Below are 16382 nucleotides of genomic sequence, written 5' to 3'. Positions count from 1 at the left end.
GACATAGAGTGCCAAGGACATCCCTCTGAAACCACCGAGCCAGCCGGAGCGGCCCCATGAGATCTGAAACGGAAGCATTGCCGGCGGACGCCGGAATCTACATCCTGAGCGAGGGGCCGGTCTGGGACCCCGCCACCGGCCGCCTGACCTGGGTGGACATCGAGGCCGGGCTCCTGCTCTCGGCGGAACTCACGGAACCGGCCGGCGGCCCCGCCCTCGGGCCAGTCCGGCGGGTCGAACTTGGAGAATATGTGGGCTGCGCGTGCCCGCTCGACGGCGGAAGCACACTGGTGGCGCTCACCCGGCAGCTCGCCGTCGTCGACCCGGACGGGACCATCCGCCGCGGCTCCATCCAGGTGCCTGAAGGCCAGCGCTTCAATGACGGCAAGATCGACCCGCAAGGCCGCCTGGTTGCCGGAACGCTGTGGCTGGACGGTTCCGGGCCGGACACCAACCGCCTCATCCGCCTCGAGCACGACGGATCCGTCACCACGCTCGACGACGACCTGCAGCTCTCCAACGGACTCGGCTGGTCGCCGGACGGTTCCGTCTTCTACTCCACCGACACCCCCGCCAGGAAGATCTACCGCCGCTCCTACAGCGCCGACGCTGTGGGGCAACGGGAAGAGTTCCTTACGTTCGACGACGGTGTGTTCCCTGACGGTCTCACGGTCGACGCCGACGGGAGCCTGTGGGTGGCCATCTGGGGCGGCGGCGGAGTGCGGGTGTACGACGCGAACGGCAACCGGCGGCCCGACCTCGGCCTGCGCATCAACGCCCCACACTCCTCGAGCGTCACCTTAGCGGGGGCGGCGCTGGACATCGCAGTGGTCACCAGCGCCTCACGCGACCTCTCCGCGCAGGAACGGGCACAGTATCCCGACGCCGGCGGCCTCTTCCTGGCGCGCACGCCGGTCCGCGGACTGCCGCCGACACAGTGGAAAGAGGCGCCGCTGCCGTAGCAGCGCGCGGCGATCCACGGGTTCGCCGGCTACACCACCCCGAGCGCCAGCATCGCGTTGGCTACCTGCACGAACCCGGCGATGTTGGCGCCGGCCACGTAGTTACCCGGCAGCCCGTACTCGTCAGCCGTACTTGCGCAACGCTCGTGGATGTTCGCCATGATGTTCTCCAGCCGCTCCTCCGTGTGCTCGAAGGACCACGCGTCACGGCTGGCGTTCTGCTGCATTTCCAGCGCCGACGTCGCCACGCCGCCGGCGTTTGCCGCCTTGCCCGGACCGAACAGGATCTTCGCCTCTTCGAAGAGTTCGATCGCCTCGGGCGTGCTCGGCATGTTGGCGCCTTCGGCGAGCGCAACCAGGCCATTCGAAAGAAGGCGCTTTGCAGCGGCGTCGTCCAGTTCATTCTGGGTGGCGCACGGCAGGGCGACGGTCGCGTCAACGTCCCAGACTGAACCGTCCGCAACGAAGGTGGCTGAGGCACCGCGCTCCTGCGCGTAGTCGCTGACCCGGCCACGCCGGTTCTCCTTGATGTCGCGGAGGAGTTCGACGTCGATGCCCTGTTCCTCGACGACGTAGCCGGAAGAATCGGAACAGGTGATGACGTTCGCGCCGAGCGCCTGCGCCTTGGCGATGGCGTGCAGTGCAACGTTTCCGGAGCCGGACACGACGACGCGCTGGCCCTCGAAACCGAGCCCCCGGGTTGCGAGCATTTCCTTCGCGAAGAGCACGGCGCCGTAGCCGGTTGCCTCCGGACGGACCAGCGAACCGCCCCAGCCGATGCCCTTGCCGGTCAGGACGCCGGACTCGTAGCGGTTGGTGATCCGCTTGTACTGGCCGAACATGTAGCCGATCTCGCGGGTGCCGACCCCGATGTCACCGGCGGGCACGTCCGTGTATTCACCGATGTGCCGGTACAGCTCGGTCATGAACGACTGGCAGAAGCGCATCACCTCGCCGTCGCTGCGTCCGCGCGGATCGAAGTCCGAGCCGCCCTTGCCGCCGCCGATCGGCATGCCGGTCAGGGCGTTCTTGAAGATCTGTTCGAAGCCCAGGAACTTCACGATGCCCAGGTACACGGAAGGGTGGAAGCGGAGGCCGCCCTTGTAGGGGCCGAGCGCCGAGTTGAACTCCACCCGGAAGCCGCGGTTGATGCGGACCTTTCCCTCGTCATCGACCCAGGGGACGCGAAAAATGATCTGGCGCTCCGGCTCGCAAATCCGTTCCAGGATGGATGCCTCGACGAACTCGGGATGCTTCTTCAGCACCGGGGACAGGGAGTCGAAGACCTCATACGCGGCCTGGTGGAACTCCGTCTCACCCGGATTCCGGCGCACCACTTCATTGCGGATTGCTTCCATTGCCGGGTCCATCCGATTTCTCCTTCGCTGCAGAGGTACCGGGTAAGACTATCCCCGTGGGACGTTGCTGTGCACAACGGAACGGGAAGAAGACGACGCACTGGACCCGCTCCTTCGCATTCACTTTCACCTCCCGGATTCCCCCACTTCCGGCGCAGAAAAGGCCTTTCAACGGCGTGTCGGCGGCAACACGCCGGAGGGGCTGCCAGAAAGAGGGAAAAGCGGCTCGGTCCGAGCGTGGCTCGGGGCCAATTCGCCGTCGAGTGTGATTGACGTCTCCACGCGACGTGTGCCATAGTTTGTAATCGATTCCATGGAAACGATTCCACGGCCCGGAAAAGCAGGAGCACAGGTGCGATCAGTGACGATCAAGAGCGTCGCCGACATGGCGGGCGTCTCAGTGGCGACAGCCTCCCGCGTGCTCTCCGGCCACCCCTCCACTTCCGAGGTGGCCCGCACCGCCGTCCATGAAGCAGCCAGCACACTCGGTTTCCGGCCAAACGCCCAGGCCCGCTCGCTGCGCAAGACCAGCACGCAGACCATCGGCCTTGTGCTCCCCGACGTCCGCAACCCCTTTTTCGCGGATCTCGCTCACGCTGTCGAGCAGCGTGCCCGCGACTTCAAGTACCTCACGCTCTTCGGCAACGCCAACGAGGACACCGAGCAGCAGGACCGCTACTTCGACATCATGCTCACCCAGCGCGTCGATGGCCTCATCGCAGCACCACAGGGAGACCTCGCCGACCTGCAGGCGGTCCTCGACAGCGGCGTCCCCACAGTCTTCGTGGACCGCGTCATCCCGGACACCACCGTTCCCAGCGTCACGCCGGACAACGCCACCGGCATCCAGGAAGCAGTGCGCCACCTGACCGGTCTCGGCCACCGCCGCATCGGCTACATCGCAGGCCCACAGTCGACCTCCACCGGCCGCGAGCGCCTCGCAGCCTTTCAGTCCGCGCTCGCGGAGACCAACGCAGACGACGACGGCGCTCTCATCTTCTTCGGCGACTTCCAGTCAGCCAGCGGTGCGGCAGGCGCCCGACGCCTGCTCGAACTCCCCCAGCCTCCCACCGCGCTGCTCGCCGCGGACAGCCTCATGAGCATCGGCGCTGTCGGCGTCTGCAACGAACGGGGCGTTGCCATCGGAAAAGACATCGCCTTCGTCGCCTATGACGACATCGAAGCCTTCAGCCTCATCAACCCGGCGCTCACCGTGATTGCCCATGACGTCAACGCCATGGGCAGCCTCGCCGTCGACCTGCTCACCCAGGTCATTGCCGGAGAAACACCGGAATCAGTCATCCTGCCCAGCCGCCTCATAGTCCGCGGATCCACCCCATCCCTTCCAGGAGGCACAGCATCGTGAGCGACACCCCTGTGACCAACAATCCCCCAGCCGGCACGCCGATCCTGACGCTGGAAAATGTCACCAAGTCCTTCGGACCCGTGACGGTCATCAAAGGCGTAACTGTCAATGTGCGTCCCGGCAAGGTGCAGGTGCTCCTTGGAGAAAACGGCGCCGGGAAATCCACGCTTATCAAGATGATGGCCGGCGTCTACCAGCCCGACGGCGGGCGCATCCTCGTGGACGGCAAGGAAGTACGGCTTCCCGATACCAACGCTTCCGAGGCCCTCGGCATCGCGACCATCCACCAGGAACTCAACCTCGTAGGCTCGATGACCGTTGCAGAAAACATCTGCATGGGCCGCTTCCCCCGCCGTTTCGGCCTCGTGGACCGCAGGCAGATGCGGAAAGTCGCCAGGGATGCCCTGAACAAGATCGGTCTCGACATCGACGTCGACCACAAGGTCGGCGAGCTCGGCATCGCCCGCCAGCAGCTGGTCGAGATCGCCAAGGCGCTCAGCCTCAATGCGCGCATGCTGATCCTCGACGAGCCGACGGCGGCGCTCACCAAGCGTGAGATTTCCGCGCTCTTCTCCGTGGTCGAGGATTTGCGCGAGCGCGGCGTGGGCATGGTGTTCATCTCGCATCATCTGGACGAGATCGCCGCCATCGGAGACTCAGTCTCGGTGCTGCGCGACGGCGAGTTCGTTGCCGAGGTACCCGCCGACACGCACGAGGATGAACTGGTCCGCCTCATGGTGGGCCGTTCCATCGAGCAGCAATTCCCCCGCCGCCGCGAGTACCGCGGCCCAGCGGACACACTCCTCGAAGTGGAGGGTCTCTCGACCAAGGGAATGGTCAACAACGTCTCCTTCTCGGTCAAGGCCGGTGAGATCGTCGGCCTGGCCGGGCTGGTGGGCGCAGGCCGCACCGAAGTGATCCGGGCGATCGCCGGCGTCGACCCCTATGCCACGGGTTCCGTCCGTGTGCGCGGCAAGGATCTGCCCAAGTCCAGCATCGGCGCTGCCATTCGTTCCGGCGTCGGGCATGTTCCGGAAGACCGGAAGGCGCACGGACTGGTGTTGGGCGCAGCAGTCAACGAGAACATCGGCTACGCCACGCTGTCGACGACGGCGAAGTCCGGACTCGTGGACCGCTCCGGCCAGCGCAAGAGGGCACAGGATGTGGCCGACAAGCTGCGCATCCGCATGCACAACCTCGACCAGGTGGTGGGTTCCCTTTCCGGCGGCAACCAGCAGAAGACGGTCTTCGCACGCTGGATCGTCGCCAACTCGACAGTGCTGCTGCTGGATGAACCAACCCGCGGAGTCGACGTCGGCGCCAAGGTCGAGATTTACGAACTGATGAACGCAATCACCGCAGCTGGCGGCGCCGTCGTCATGGTGTCGAGCGAACTGCCCGAAGTGCTCGGCATGAGCGACCGCGTGCTCGTGATGAGCGGTGGACATATTTCCGGAGAATTGAGCGCCGACGACGCCACGCAGGATGCCGTGATGTCGCTGGCGGTGCGCGATGTACAGCGCGATCTTGAAGACAAGCTGATGGAGGACGGTCATGAATAAGGTTGCAACGGCGCAGGCGCCCAAGAAGGCGCCCGGAGGATCCCGGATAGGGAGGTTCCTGGCCGACAACGGCGCACTCGTGGGCCTGTTCGTCCTCGGCCTGGCTCTCTTCATCGCCACGCCGGACTTCCTCACCGGCCCCAATCTGCTGAACATCGGCATCCAGGCATCCGTCATCGCGGTGCTCGCGTTCGGGCTGACCTTCGTAATCGTCGCCGCGGGTATTGATCTCTCGGTGGGCTCGGTCGCGGCGCTCTCGGCCATGGGATCCGCGTGGATGTTCTCGCAGGGTTCCATGCCGGGATGGGTAGCTCTTGTCGGAGGCCTCCTGATCGGCGCCCTCAGCGGTGCGGTAAGCGGCTTTGCCGTGGCTTACGGCAAGCTGCCGTCCTTCATCGCGACCCTTGCCATGCTCAGCGTCGCCCGTGGCCTGACGCTGGTCATCTCAGACGGCCGGCCCATCGGCACCGCTCCCGACGTTTCCTTCCTCGGCGGCAACATCGGCCCGATTCCGATGCCGATCATCGTCCTGGTTCTCGCCGGCCTCGTTGCCGCGTTCATCCTCAACTTCACCGTCATGGGCCGCTACATGTACGCCGTCGGCGGCAACCGGGAAGCTGCCCGGCTCTCCGGTGTGCCCGTCCGAAAAGTGCTCATCACCGTCTTCGCGCTCTCCGGACTCTTCGCGGGCCTCGCCGGCCTGCTGTTGTCCGGCCGCCTCGACTCCGCCCAGCCACAGGCCGCCGCGGGTTATGAGCTCGACGCGATTGCCGCCGTCGTCATCGGTGGCGCCTCGCTTGCCGGCGGTATCGGCCGGATCAGCGGCACCCTGGTCGGCGCCCTGGTCCTCGTGGTGATCCGTAACGGCCTCAACCTCCTCAACGTCTCCTCCTTCTGGCAGCAGGTGGTCATCGGCCTGGTCATCGCCGTTGCTGTTGGAATCGACTCCCTGCGGCGCAAAAACCAACCGCACTAGAACAAGCACTTACTCCGTCCAACCAATCCAAGAAAAGGAAACAACAATGAAGTTCTCCGCACCCCGCAAGGCTGCCGTCCTGACTGTGTCCCTGGCCCTGGCGTTCTCCGCCACTGCCTGCAACCGCGGCGGCGAAGAAGGCGCCGAGGGATCGGCGTCCGCCACGCTCGCCCTTTCCACGCTGAACAACCCGTTCTTCGTCGAACTGCGCGACGGCGCCGAAGCCGCCGCTGAAGAAGCAGGCATCGAACTCGAAGTGGTCGATGCGCAGAATGACTCCGCAACCCAGACCAACCAGCTCGCCACCGCCGCCACCAGCGGCACCGACGGTGTCATCATCAACCCGGTGGACTCCGACGCCGCAGCCGCCTCGGTTGCGCCGCTGATCGAGGGGGACATCCCCGTCGTCGCAGTCGACCGTGCAGTCAATGGTGCCGAGGTGGGCTCGCTGGTTTCCAGCGACAACGTTGCCGGCGGCAAGCAGGCAGCAGACGAACTCGCCAAGGCCATGGGCGAAAAGGGCAAGGTCATCGTCCTCCAGGGCGTCGCCGGAACCTCTGCCAGCCGTGACCGCGGTGCCGGCTTCGAAGAGGGCATCTCGGCCTACCCGGACATCGAGGTGGTTGCCATGCAGACCGCCAACTTCGACCGCGCCGAAGCCCTCAACGTTGCCACCAACCTGCTGCAGGCCAACCCGGACGTCACCGGCATCTTCGCCGAGAACGACGAAATGGCACTCGGCGCCATCCAGGCTCTCGGCGACCGCGCCGGATCCGAGGTCATGGTCGTTGGCTTCGACGGCACCGAGGACGGACTGGCTGCCATCGAGGAAGGCACCATGACTGCCACCATCGCGCAGCAGCCCGCCGAGCTCGGCAAGCGCTCCGTCGAGGTACTCCAGCAGCTCCTCGCCGGCGAGACTGTCGAAGCAACCATCCCCGTTCCGGTCACCACCGTGAACTCGGAGAATGTCGGTGAATTCACCAAATGAGCACACGGCCGCCGGGCGTCGTCGTTGTAGGGTCCATCAACGCCGACCTCGTAGTAACACTGGAACGCCACCCCCAGCCGGGCGAAACCCTGCTGGGACGGACCATGACGGTGATGCCCGGCGGCAAGGGCGCCAATCAGGCTGTAGCTGCGGCGAAGCTGGGAGCACCGACCACCATGGTCGGTGCTGTGGGCAGGGACGCCTACACCGACGTCGCGCTCTCCGGTCTGCTCGCTGCCGGAGTCCATACCGATGGCGTCGAACGTCTTGAGACCACCACCGGCGTCGCCATTGTGGAAGTCGACGACGACGGTGAGAACACTATTGTGGTCATTCCCGGTGCCAACGGGGAGGTTTCACCCTCACTCGTGTCTTCGGCTGCGGGCTTGATTTCCGACGCCGGTGTGCTGGTTTTGCAGGGCGAGATTCCTGCCGCCTCGGTTGCCGCAGCGGTTGCTGCGGCCCGGGGCAGGGTGCTGATCAACCTGGCACCGGTGGTCGAGCTGGAGCGCTCGACCCTGCTGCGTGCCGACCCGCTCGTGGTCAACGAACATGAGGGTGCGCTGGTGCTCGCGCAGCTGACCGGTGCACCTGCGCCGTCGGACCACGCGGAAACCGCCCGTGCGCTCCTTGCCTGCGGCTTCGGGTCTGTCGTGATGACGTTGGGCGGCGCCGGTGCGCTCCTGGCAACGTCATCGGGCGTGCTCGAAGTTCCGGCACCGCGGGTTTCCGTGGTGGACACCACCGGCGCCGGAGACGCGTTTGTTGGTGCACTGGCAGCCCGGTTGGTTGCCGGCGATCCACTTCCCGACGCCGTCACCTTCGCGGTGCGGGTCGGCGCGTTTGCGGTCGGCGCGGAGGGCGCACAGCCCTCCTATCCGTCGCTGTCCGACGTCCTCCCGGAGGCACCGTCCGAGGCGGGAGTGCGGGCATGAAGAAAACCGGAATACTGAACGGACCGGTGAACGCCCGGCTGAGCACCCTGGGCCACGGGCATCTGGTGATGATCACGGACTGCGGCATGCCGCTTCCCGACTCTGCCGCCGTCGTCGACCTCGCCCTGGTCAAGGGAATGCCGCGGTTTGTCGATGTGCTGCGGGCGGTGCTCGCCGACGTCGAAGTCGAGGGGTCCATCATCGCCTCGGAAGCGTCCGCGACCGCGGTGGAGGACGCTGTGCGGGGTGAGGGACTCGCCCCCGCCATCGTGAGCCACGAGGAGCTGAAGGAGTTGCTCGCGGAGGCCCGGCTCATCATCCGGACCGGTGAAGCGACGCCGTTTGCCAACGTGGCGCTGCGTTGCGGGGTGACGTTCTAGGGGTGTTGTCTGCGAGGCTGGTGCCTAGGCCGGGCGCCCAGCCCGGTTATACCCGGCCCGGATTCCCCACTTTCTGGTTGGGACGGGCCGGGAATGACGGCGTGTTGCCAGCGGCGCGCCGAAAGCTGGCCGAGTACTTGGGGGAAGCGGCCCGGCATCGCGGACCCGACCGTCACTATCTTGCAGTCCTCCTGGACCGTCAGTCCACAAACTCCGACTGGATTTCGATAAAATCCCAGTCCCGCGGCGGGAGCGTCGAACCGGTCAGATCGGGCCCGCCGGCCTCCCGCACCGCGCTCGCCGCCTGGGGGTCAACCTCCGGAGCCCGCAGGTTTTCGCGGAACCATTCCTTGTCGCTGGTGTCCAGCAGCATCCACCACTGCTCGATGCGAAGTTCGGCCATGACGCACCCCTCAACTCTGTATGGGCTTCCACCGTAGGCTTGTGAACCGAAGCGCAACATACCTAGCACTGCTATGCTTTTCTACCTAATAGCTCTAGGTATACGGAGACGTCATGCGCATCGACAAAGACCTCGTGGCAGCCTCCGCCACACCCCTCGTTCTCGGCATTCTGGCCGAAGGAGACCTCTACGGGTACGCCATCCTCAAACGCGTCAGCGAGCTCTCCGGCGGCAGCATGCAATGGAGCGACGGAATGCTCTACCCGCTCCTGCACCGCCTCGAACGGCTCGGCTACGTGGACTCCTCATGGGGCACCTCCGAGGCCGGCCGCCGTCGTAAGCATTACGCAATCACCCAGGCCGGCATGGAAGCGCTCGCGGAACGCCAGCAGCAGTGGACCGTCGTCGCCGACGCGCTCCGGCAGGTCTGGCACACCACACAGCGACCGCCCTCGGCGGCTGAAGGGCGGGCATGATGGCGCACGCAGAACTTGAGGCGCAGATCGATAGGTGGCGCAGCTACGTCCAGCGCAGTCAGGCCATCTCCGCCGCTGACGTCGACGAGCTCGAAGACCACCTCCGCGAACAGATCGCCGAGCGGAAAGCCACCGGCCTCGATGACGAGGAGGCCTTCCTCGTGGCCATCCGGCGCCTCGGCAACCTCGACGCCGTCTCGCGCGAATTCGCGCGCGAACATTCGGACCGGCTGTGGAAGCAGCTCGTCCTCCTCCCCGAAACAAGAGACGACGACGGCGGCACGCCCCCCTGGCGCGAACTCGCCGTTGTTCTGGCGCTGGCGGTGGGTGCCGGCATCGCGGTGAAGGTCGGCTTTTCACTCATCGAAAACGAGAACGTCTTTGCACGGAACCTTGGTTTGCTGGTTTTCCCGTTCCTCACGGGTTATTTCGCGTGGAAACGCCGGCTGACCCTGGCCGTCCTGTCGGCGCTCGCCATCCCCTTCGCGGTCCTCGCCGTGGTCGTCAATGTGTACCCCTTCTCCCCCGGCGGCTCCACGGAGTGGCTGGCGGTGCTGCATGCGCCGGTAATCCTGTGGATGCTGGCGGGACTGGCGTACGTCGGCGGACGGTGGCAATCGGACAGCCGCCGGATGGACTTTGTCCGGTTCACCGGCGAATTCGCGATCTACTACACGCTCCTGGCACTGGGCGGAGCGGTGCTGATCGGACTCACGCTCGGCGCCTTTTCCCTCATCGGCACCGACTTTGAACCGGTCCTTGCCGAATGGATCCTGCCCTTCGCGGTACCCGGCGCGCTGGTGGTCGCAGCCTGGCTCGTGGAAGCGAAGCAGAACGTCGTCGAGAACATCGCGCCGGTCCTGACACGCATCTTCACACCGCTCACCATCCTGATGCTGCTGGCGCTACTCGGCGTCCTCGCAGCCTCCGGTGGCCTGGTGAACGTGGATCGTGAACTGCTGATCCTCATGGACGCGATCCTGATCCTGGTGCTGGCCCTGCTGCTCTATTCGATTTCTGCGCGAAATTCCCTTGCACGGCCTGGGCTGTCCGATGGGCTGCAGCTTCTGCTGGTCGGGGCCGCACTGGCGGTAGATGCCGTAATGCTGACGGCGATGCTGACCAGGATCGCCGAGTTTGGACTCAGTCCCAACAAGATCGCTGCCCTCGGACTGAACGTCCTTCTCCTGGTTCACCTGGTCCGGGCCGACTGGCTCACAATCGGATTCATCAGGGGACGCCGGCCCTTCGGGCAGCTTGAAGACTGGCAGACACGGTACCTGCCGGTCTATGGCGCGTGGGCCGCCGTCGTCGTCGTTGTGTTTCCGCCGGTCTTCAGCTTCACCTGACCGGGCCTGCAGACAAAAGCAAAAGCGGCCTGCCCGAGCACTAGCTGCTCGGGCAGGCCGCTGTCAGTTCCCCTAAGGGCTAGTTCAGCGTCGACGTGTCAATGACGAACCGGTACCGCACATCCGAGGCCAGGACGCGCTCGTAGGCGTCGTTGATCTTGTCGGCCGGAATGAGCTCGATCTCGGCGCCGAGGTTGTGCTCGGCGCAGAAATCGAGCATTTCCTGGGTCTCGCGGATGCCGCCGATCATGGATCCGGCGAAGGACCGCCGGCCACCGATGAGCGCGAACGCCTGCACGCGAAGCGGTTCCGCGGGCGCGCCCACGTTGACCAGTGCACCGTCGAGGCTCAGCAGTCCGAGGTAGGCGCTGATGTCCAGGGACGCACTGACCGTGTTGATGATCAGGTCGAAGGAGCCCGCCAGTTCCGTGAAGGTGTTCTCATCACTGGTGGCGTAGTAGGCGTCCGCGCCGAGGCGCAGCCCGTCCTCCTGCTTCTTCAGCGACTGGGACAGAACGGTCACTTCCGCGCCCATGGCGTGGGCGATCTTGACCGCCATGTGGCCAAGCCCGCCAAGCCCGACGACGGCGACCTTCTTGCCGGGTCCGGCACCCCAGTGCCGCAGCGGCGAGTAGGTGGTGATCCCCGCGCAGAGCAGGGGGGCGGCGGCGTCCAGCTCGATACCTTCGGGGATCCGGACAACAAAGTCCTCGGTCACCACAACATGGGTGGAGTAGCCGCCCTGGGTGATGGTTCCGTCGCGGTCCACGGCGCCGTAGGTGCCGACGTTGCCGTTCAGGCAGTACTGCTCCTCACCGGCCTGGCAGTTTTTGCACTCGCGGCAGGAGTTGACCATGCAGCCGACTCCCACGCGGTCGCCGACGGCGTGCTTGCTCACGTTGGAGCCGACTTCGGTGACGATGCCGGCAATTTCGTGGCCGGGTGCCAGCGGGAACTGCTGCGGACCCCAGTCGCCGCGGACGGTGTGGATGTCGGAGTGGCAGATGCCGGCGAACTTGATGTCGATCAGGACGTCGTCGGGCCCGACGTCGCGGCGTTCGATGGTGGTGGGGACAAGGTCCTCGGTGGCCGAGGGAGCGGCGTAGGCAGAAACCGTAGTGGGCATGAATAACTCCTGAACATCAAGTTTGACGACGTGCATTGTTCCGGGGGTAGGCAACGCCAGCGAACGAAATCGTATTCCCCGTCACCACGCGCGGGCTTGCTCCTCTAAGCACGCTCAACATAGCCGAGGGCATGGCTCGCGGCCTGAGCCGCCGCTGCCACCACCGGCCCCAACTGTTGGACATCGCTCTCGGTTACCCGCTGGGTGGGAAAGCCCAGGCCCAGGACGGCCACGAGGGTCCCCGCGACATTGAACACCGGCGCTGCAATAGAGCCGACATCACTGTGCCGTTCACCAAACGCCGCGAAGAATCCCTGCTTCCGTGTCACCTCCGCCTGAGCATCCAGGGTAGCCAGGCTGTCCGGAGTATCGGAGGTGAATTTGGCGAGTTCACTCCCCTCAAGGGTTGCACGGGCATCAGGATCATAGGCGAGGAAGACCTTGCCCGGCGCTCCCGCGTGGATCGGCATCACCATGCCAACCGCGAAAGGACGCATGACAACATGGCGGGTCTCGGCCACAGCGACGATGGTCCGGAAGGCGCCGTCGCGCACGTAGAGGCAGGCAGTCTCGCCGGTCTCATCACGCAGGCTCTGGAGGATCGGTTTGGTGAGCTGGACGATGTCCATGCCGGTGGTCCCGGTTGAAGCCCAGCGGACCAGTCGGATGCCAATCCGGTACCGGTCGCCGTCGCGGTCCAGATAACCCTCGTGAACCAGACTCTGAACCAGCCGCTGGCACGTGCTCGAAGGGAGCCCGGTTTGCCGGGCAAGCTGCTGAAGCGTCGGCTCCGGGGACTCCGGAGTGAAGCAGTCGAGGATCTGGCTGATCTTCTGCAGCACCAGAATAGGCGCGGAACCACGGGTGCTATCTGATGCCACGGAGAGGCCTTTCAAGAGAATCGACGCGTCCATCGTAGTAGCGGAACACAGGCCGTTTTGACATGTCGTGATGCAACCCACATTATGGGATAACAACCCACCACACGGGTTTATGGGTGTGGAGCCACAAACACAACGTCGTGAAGGACGCATATGAACACCGCTGCTGCATGTTGCGAAACAGAACCGGCCCAGGCGCCGGCGAACACCTCCCGTATTGGGCTTATTGTCCCGAGCTCCAACACCACGATGGAAACGGAACTGCCGGAGCTTTTCCGGCGCCAGTCCCAAGCCACCGGACACCGTTACACCTTTCACTCCGCCCGGGCCGGTATGAAGAGGGTCAACCGGGAAGAGCTCGCCGCCATGGTGGGCAAGGCTGCTGACTGCGCCGCGTCGGTGTCCGACGCCGACGTCGACGTGATCGCCTACGCCTGCCTTGTCGCCGTCATGGCGCAGGGGCCAAACGCGCACGTCGGATCAGAGCAGACGATCGCCGACGCTGCGGCCAACAACGGACACCCGGCCGAGGTCACCAGCAGCGCCGGTGCACTCGTCCGCACTCTCCAGGAGATGGGCGCGCGCCGCATCGCCATGGTGACCCCGTACGTTCCGGCACTCACCCAGACCGTCGCCGATTACATCGAAGGCGCCGGCATCGAGGTTGTCGATTCGGTTTCCCTGTCCGTTGACAACAATCTCGAAGTGGGACGTCTGGACCCGCAGCAGCTTCCCGGCATTGCCCAGAAGCTGAATCGCGAGGGCGTTGACGCTGTGATTCTCTCGGCGTGCGTGCAGATGCCGTCGCTGGCTGCGGTTCAGACCGCTGAGGATCAGCTCGGGGTGCCGGTAATCACTGCCGCCGTCGCAACCACCTATGAGATCCTCAAGGCCCTCGGCCACACGCCGGCGATTTCGGGTGCCGGGCGTCTTCTCGCCGGCGACCTCGTTCCGGCTGTGAAGTAGGGCAGCACCATGTCACTCGCCCTCATTGCCTTCCTCGTTCTCATCGCTGCCTTCGCCTGGGGATCATTCACTCGTGTCAACGCGGGACTGATCGCCGTCGTCGCGGCCTTCATTGTCGGACCGCTGCTGGCCGGGCTCGATATCAAGGAAGTGATCGGTGCATTCCCCGCCGGTCTTTTCTTCATCCTCGTCGGAGCCACACTGCTCTTTGCGATTGTGCGGGTCACCGGGACCATCGACCTGCTCGCCTACTGGTGTGAGCGGCTGGCCGGGGACCGCAAGGTGCTGGTTCCCATCCTGATGTTCCTGCTCACGGCCTCGCTGGCCGCCGCGGGCGCCTTCACGCCCGCTGCCATCGCGATCGTGGCACCTGTTGCGCTCGCGCTGGGCATGCGCTTTGGAATCAGCACGCTCGCCATGGGCCTGGTGATCGTTCAGGGCGCCAACGCAGGGGCATTCTCACCGGTGAACCCGTTCGGCGTGTTGGGAAACCAGATGCTGGACAGTGCCGGTGCGTCCGGTGATTCCTGGAAGCTCTTCGTGTACTGCTTCCTCTTCAACGCTGTGCTCGCCCTCATTGCCTATGTAGTGATTCAGAGCATCATGAAGCGCCGTGCCGCCAAGCGCGAAGATGGCGGCAGCGCTGCCAGAACCAACGACGACGGCGGTACATCCGGTGCGGGCATCTCACCCTCCGGCGGTGGCACACCTGCCGGCACCGCTACTCTCACGGCCGTGCGCACGGAAACCCGGACGGTCACCAAGGTTCCAGTCACGCCCATGCGCATCCTCACGCTCGTTGCCCTGGTCTCGCTGCTGGTGCTGACAACCGTGTTCGGCATCGACGTCGGCGTCGCCTCACTGATCCTCTCGCTCGTGCTGATCGCGGTGAACCCCGGAGTGCAGAAACCTGCCATGGAGAGCATGCCCTGGAGCGCGATCATCCTGGTCACCGGCATCGTCACCTACGTGGGCATGCTTGAAGCGATGGGCGCCCTTGATGAACTGCAGGCGGGCATCGAGAGCCTCGGCAACGGCTCCATCGCCGCTCTGGTCACCAGCTACGTCGTCGGAATGGTTTCTGCGTTCGCGTCGACCACCGGAACGCTGGGCGTCATCAGCCCTGTCGTCACTCCGATTGCCCTGGACCCGATGTTGACCCCGATCGGCGTGGTCACCGCCATCGCCATCAGTTCCTCTGTCGTGGATGTCAGTCCAATGTCCACCAGCGGCGCTTTGCTGATGGCCAGCGCCCAGCCGAAGGATGAGCGGATGTTCTTCCGCGCCCTGCTGCTCTGGGCGATCGCCATGATCGCCGTCGTGCCGCTGCTGGTCTGGTTCGTCTTCGTTCAGCTCGGCATCGGCTAAAACCGGCCGTCGCGCTCGGAAAACCGGCCGGGGCGCCTTCACATCATTGTGAAGGCGCCCCGGCCTTTGCCCGTCCCGATCGGTCTCGGATCCGCAAGGGGACATTGCCCTCCAACAGTGCTCTCCGGCGTTCCGATAGGCTCGTACATTGAGTCCGCCGCCGAGGAGAGAGACGCTACGTGACTGAGAACCAGAGTTCAGAGGTTGAGTTCGACCCGGACGCCTCCGGAGAGCAGTCCCAGCCCGCCCTCGAAGCATTGATCGGCCGTATCGAGGAAGAGACCCGCAAGCTTCAACTAGCGAAATTCAACCAGGAGGACGCGCTTGCCCTTGGCCTGCTGATCGTGGAGCTTGCCACTCAACGGGACATGCCAGTGGCCGTCGACATCCGCCGCGGAACACACATCCTGTTCCATGTCTCGCTGCCAGGGGCGACTTTGGACAACGACTTCTGGGTCGAGAAGAAGGCCCGCACCGTTGAGCGCTACGGGGTCCCGTCCCTGCTGGTCAGCCTGCGCGGACGGCTCGGAGGACGCCGGATGGAGGACAACGCCTGGTTCGATGAGTCGGCGTACGCCGCACATGGCGGAGCCTTCCCGATCATTGTGCGCGGAACCGGACCGGTCGCCGTCGTCACTGTCTCCGGTCTTCCACAGAAAGCCGATCATGAACTGGTCGTCGAGGGGCTGACCAAGTTCACCCGGCGGAAGAAGAAGGCTGCGGCGTAGGAGCGTCGCCTTCCTCCGCTATCAGGAACAGGCGAGGAATGACAATAACCATCGTCAAGGGTGACCAGGAGGACGCGTACAACATCGCGCAGGTCCACATTCAAGCCTGGCAAGAAACCTACGCTCACCTCATTCCGCGCGAAACCCTTGCCAGATTGGACGTTGAGACGCGAGCCGCGCGATGGGCCGAAATCATCGGACGAGGAACAACAGGGGTCTGGGTCGCAAAGACAGGAACGGGCACCGGCGTCGGGTGGGCCGCGGCGAGCCGCAAAATTGATCGCGAAGCACCCCGGCCGCTGGAACTCGAAGGCCTCTACGTCCTCGCCGCGCACCACGGCACCGGCGTTGGACAACAACTGTTGGACGCAGCCTTGAAGGATGAACCCGCTTTCCTGTGGATGGCCTCCGACAATCCCCGAGCAGACGCATTCTATCGCCGCAACGGCTTCCTCCCGGACGGCGCTTCCAAAATGCATGACCTCCTTGGAACACAGGTGCCGATCGTCCGCCTAACCCGCGAACCGTTTAGCCATTGACTGCCTCACGCGCTAC

At 64.9% G+C, this 16382-nt stretch carries 17 protein-coding genes; 13 read left to right on the top strand and 4 right to left on the bottom strand.

Features of this window, described 5'->3' with window-relative positions; all coding sequences use genetic code 11:
* The first annotated feature begins 56 nt into the window (after positions 1-56).
* Entirely contained in the window at positions 57-962 is a 906-nt protein-coding gene (locus tag BLS52_RS11955; protein WP_090586974.1) for an SMP-30/gluconolactonase/LRE family protein, read from the top strand.
* Positions 963-991: 29 nt separating this feature from the next.
* On the opposite strand, the gene gdhA is transcribed toward BLS52_RS11955, so the two are convergent.
* The gene (gdhA, locus tag BLS52_RS11950; protein WP_090586973.1) at positions 992-2332 is read right to left on the bottom strand and encodes an NADP-specific glutamate dehydrogenase; all 1341 of its coding nucleotides are present in this window, start codon (positions 2330-2332) and stop codon (positions 992-994) included.
* 349 nt (positions 2333-2681) lie between these two features.
* Between gdhA and BLS52_RS11945 the strand changes: the two genes are divergently transcribed.
* Genes BLS52_RS11945 through rbsD form a run of 6 tightly spaced genes read left to right on the top strand, consistent with a single transcriptional unit; the run spans position 2682 to position 8530 of the window.
* Entirely contained in the window at positions 2682-3686 is a 1005-nt protein-coding gene (locus tag BLS52_RS11945; RefSeq protein ID WP_245702840.1) for a LacI family DNA-binding transcriptional regulator, read from the top strand.
* On the top strand, positions 3683-5248 hold the full coding sequence (locus tag BLS52_RS11940; RefSeq protein ID WP_245702839.1) for a sugar ABC transporter ATP-binding protein: 1566 nt from the start codon (positions 3683-3685) through the stop codon (positions 5246-5248). Before BLS52_RS11945 ends, BLS52_RS11940 begins: the two co-directional genes overlap by 4 nt.
* Positions 5241-6224, top strand: a complete 984-nt coding sequence (locus BLS52_RS11935; protein ID WP_090586968.1) for an ABC transporter permease — start codon at positions 5241-5243, stop codon at positions 6222-6224. The genes BLS52_RS11940 and BLS52_RS11935 overlap by 8 nt, the downstream gene beginning before the upstream one ends.
* A 46-nt stretch (positions 6225-6270) precedes the next feature.
* Positions 6271-7215 (top strand): substrate-binding domain-containing protein, encoded by a 945-nt coding sequence (locus BLS52_RS11930; RefSeq protein ID WP_090586966.1) that lies wholly within the window; start codon positions 6271-6273, stop codon positions 7213-7215.
* Positions 7212-8150, top strand: a complete 939-nt coding sequence (locus tag BLS52_RS11925; RefSeq protein WP_090586963.1) for a ribokinase — start codon at positions 7212-7214, stop codon at positions 8148-8150. The genes BLS52_RS11930 and BLS52_RS11925 overlap by 4 nt, the downstream gene beginning before the upstream one ends.
* Positions 8147-8530: a D-ribose pyranase gene (rbsD, locus tag BLS52_RS11920; protein WP_026545194.1), complete on the top strand. Its 384-nt coding sequence runs from the start codon at positions 8147-8149 to the stop codon at positions 8528-8530. The genes BLS52_RS11925 and rbsD overlap by 4 nt, the downstream gene beginning before the upstream one ends.
* Before the next feature lie 199 nt (positions 8531-8729).
* Here the strand turns inward: rbsD and BLS52_RS11915 are convergent, their stop codons facing one another.
* The gene (locus BLS52_RS11915) at positions 8730-8933 is read right to left on the bottom strand and encodes a hypothetical protein (protein ID WP_090586961.1); all 204 of its coding nucleotides are present in this window, start codon (positions 8931-8933) and stop codon (positions 8730-8732) included.
* 113 nt (positions 8934-9046) lie between these two features.
* Here BLS52_RS11915 and BLS52_RS11910 point away from each other — a divergent pair, with 113 nt between their 5' ends.
* On the top strand, positions 9047-9409 hold the full coding sequence (locus BLS52_RS11910) for a PadR family transcriptional regulator (protein ID WP_090586960.1): 363 nt from the start codon (positions 9047-9049) through the stop codon (positions 9407-9409).
* The gene (locus tag BLS52_RS11905) at positions 9406-10758 is read left to right on the top strand and encodes a permease prefix domain 1-containing protein (protein ID WP_090586958.1); all 1353 of its coding nucleotides are present in this window, start codon (positions 9406-9408) and stop codon (positions 10756-10758) included. The genes BLS52_RS11910 and BLS52_RS11905 overlap by 4 nt, the downstream gene beginning before the upstream one ends.
* Before the next feature lie 79 nt (positions 10759-10837).
* On the opposite strand, the gene BLS52_RS11900 is transcribed toward BLS52_RS11905, so the two are convergent.
* Together BLS52_RS11900 and BLS52_RS11895 are read right to left on the bottom strand one after the other, a co-directional pair.
* Complete coding sequence (locus tag BLS52_RS11900; protein ID WP_090587013.1) at positions 10838-11884, bottom strand: NAD(P)-dependent alcohol dehydrogenase; 1047 nt, start codon at positions 11882-11884, stop codon at positions 10838-10840.
* Positions 11885-11988: 104 nt separating this feature from the next.
* Complete coding sequence (locus BLS52_RS11895; RefSeq protein WP_245702838.1) at positions 11989-12765, bottom strand: IclR family transcriptional regulator; 777 nt, start codon at positions 12763-12765, stop codon at positions 11989-11991.
* 153 nt (positions 12766-12918) lie between these two features.
* Between BLS52_RS11895 and BLS52_RS11890 the strand changes: the two genes are divergently transcribed.
* The 4 genes from BLS52_RS11890 to BLS52_RS11875 all read left to right on the top strand — a co-directional run bounded on the left by BLS52_RS11890 (position 12919) and on the right by BLS52_RS11875 (position 16366).
* Positions 12919-13731: a maleate cis-trans isomerase family protein gene (locus tag BLS52_RS11890; protein WP_090586955.1), complete on the top strand. Its 813-nt coding sequence runs from the start codon at positions 12919-12921 to the stop codon at positions 13729-13731.
* A gap of 9 nt (positions 13732-13740) precedes the next feature.
* The gene (locus BLS52_RS11885) at positions 13741-15099 is read left to right on the top strand and encodes an SLC13 family permease (RefSeq protein ID WP_090586953.1); all 1359 of its coding nucleotides are present in this window, start codon (positions 13741-13743) and stop codon (positions 15097-15099) included.
* Between the two features lie 179 nt (positions 15100-15278).
* Positions 15279-15827 (top strand): heme-degrading domain-containing protein, encoded by a 549-nt coding sequence (locus BLS52_RS11880; protein WP_090586952.1) that lies wholly within the window; start codon positions 15279-15281, stop codon positions 15825-15827.
* 38 nt (positions 15828-15865) lie between these two features.
* Positions 15866-16366, top strand: a complete 501-nt coding sequence (locus BLS52_RS11875) for a GNAT family N-acetyltransferase (RefSeq protein ID WP_090586950.1) — start codon at positions 15866-15868, stop codon at positions 16364-16366.
* The last annotated feature ends 16 nt before the right edge of the window (positions 16367-16382 follow it).

It is taken from the genome of Arthrobacter subterraneus (genome assembly GCF_900099735.1).
Taxonomy (GTDB): domain Bacteria; phylum Actinomycetota; class Actinomycetes; order Actinomycetales; family Micrococcaceae; genus Arthrobacter_D; species Arthrobacter_D subterraneus.
The sequence above is the reverse complement of the archived record's forward strand: the minus strand, read 5'-3'. Positions and strand labels throughout refer to the sequence as shown.

Excerpts from the sequence above, each read along its gene's own strand:
- BLS52_RS11955 (WP_090586974.1), top strand. The coding sequence starts at position 57 with ATGAGATCTGAAACGGAAGCATTGCCGGCGGACGCCGGAATCTACATC.
- gdhA (WP_090586973.1), bottom strand. The coding sequence starts at position 2,332 with ATGGACCCGGCAATGGAAGCAATCCGCAATGAAGTGGTGCGCCGGAAT.
- BLS52_RS11935 (WP_090586968.1), top strand. The coding sequence starts at position 5,241 with ATGAATAAGGTTGCAACGGCGCAGGCGCCCAAGAAGGCGCCCGGAGGA.
- BLS52_RS11930 (WP_090586966.1), top strand. The coding sequence starts at position 6,271 with ATGAAGTTCTCCGCACCCCGCAAGGCTGCCGTCCTGACTGTGTCCCTG.
- BLS52_RS11925 (WP_090586963.1), top strand. The coding sequence starts at position 7,212 with ATGAGCACACGGCCGCCGGGCGTCGTCGTTGTAGGGTCCATCAACGCC.
- rbsD (WP_026545194.1), top strand. The coding sequence starts at position 8,147 with ATGAAGAAAACCGGAATACTGAACGGACCGGTGAACGCCCGGCTGAGC.
- BLS52_RS11915 (WP_090586961.1), bottom strand. The coding sequence starts at position 8,933 with ATGGCCGAACTTCGCATCGAGCAGTGGTGGATGCTGCTGGACACCAGC.
- BLS52_RS11910 (WP_090586960.1), top strand. The coding sequence starts at position 9,047 with ATGCGCATCGACAAAGACCTCGTGGCAGCCTCCGCCACACCCCTCGTT.
- BLS52_RS11905 (WP_090586958.1), top strand. The coding sequence starts at position 9,406 with ATGATGGCGCACGCAGAACTTGAGGCGCAGATCGATAGGTGGCGCAGC.
- BLS52_RS11900 (WP_090587013.1), bottom strand. The coding sequence starts at position 11,884 with ATGCCCACTACGGTTTCTGCCTACGCCGCTCCCTCGGCCACCGAGGAC.
- BLS52_RS11890 (WP_090586955.1), top strand. The coding sequence starts at position 12,919 with ATGAACACCGCTGCTGCATGTTGCGAAACAGAACCGGCCCAGGCGCCG.
- BLS52_RS11885 (WP_090586953.1), top strand. The coding sequence starts at position 13,741 with ATGTCACTCGCCCTCATTGCCTTCCTCGTTCTCATCGCTGCCTTCGCC.
- BLS52_RS11875 (WP_090586950.1), top strand. The coding sequence starts at position 15,866 with ATGACAATAACCATCGTCAAGGGTGACCAGGAGGACGCGTACAACATC.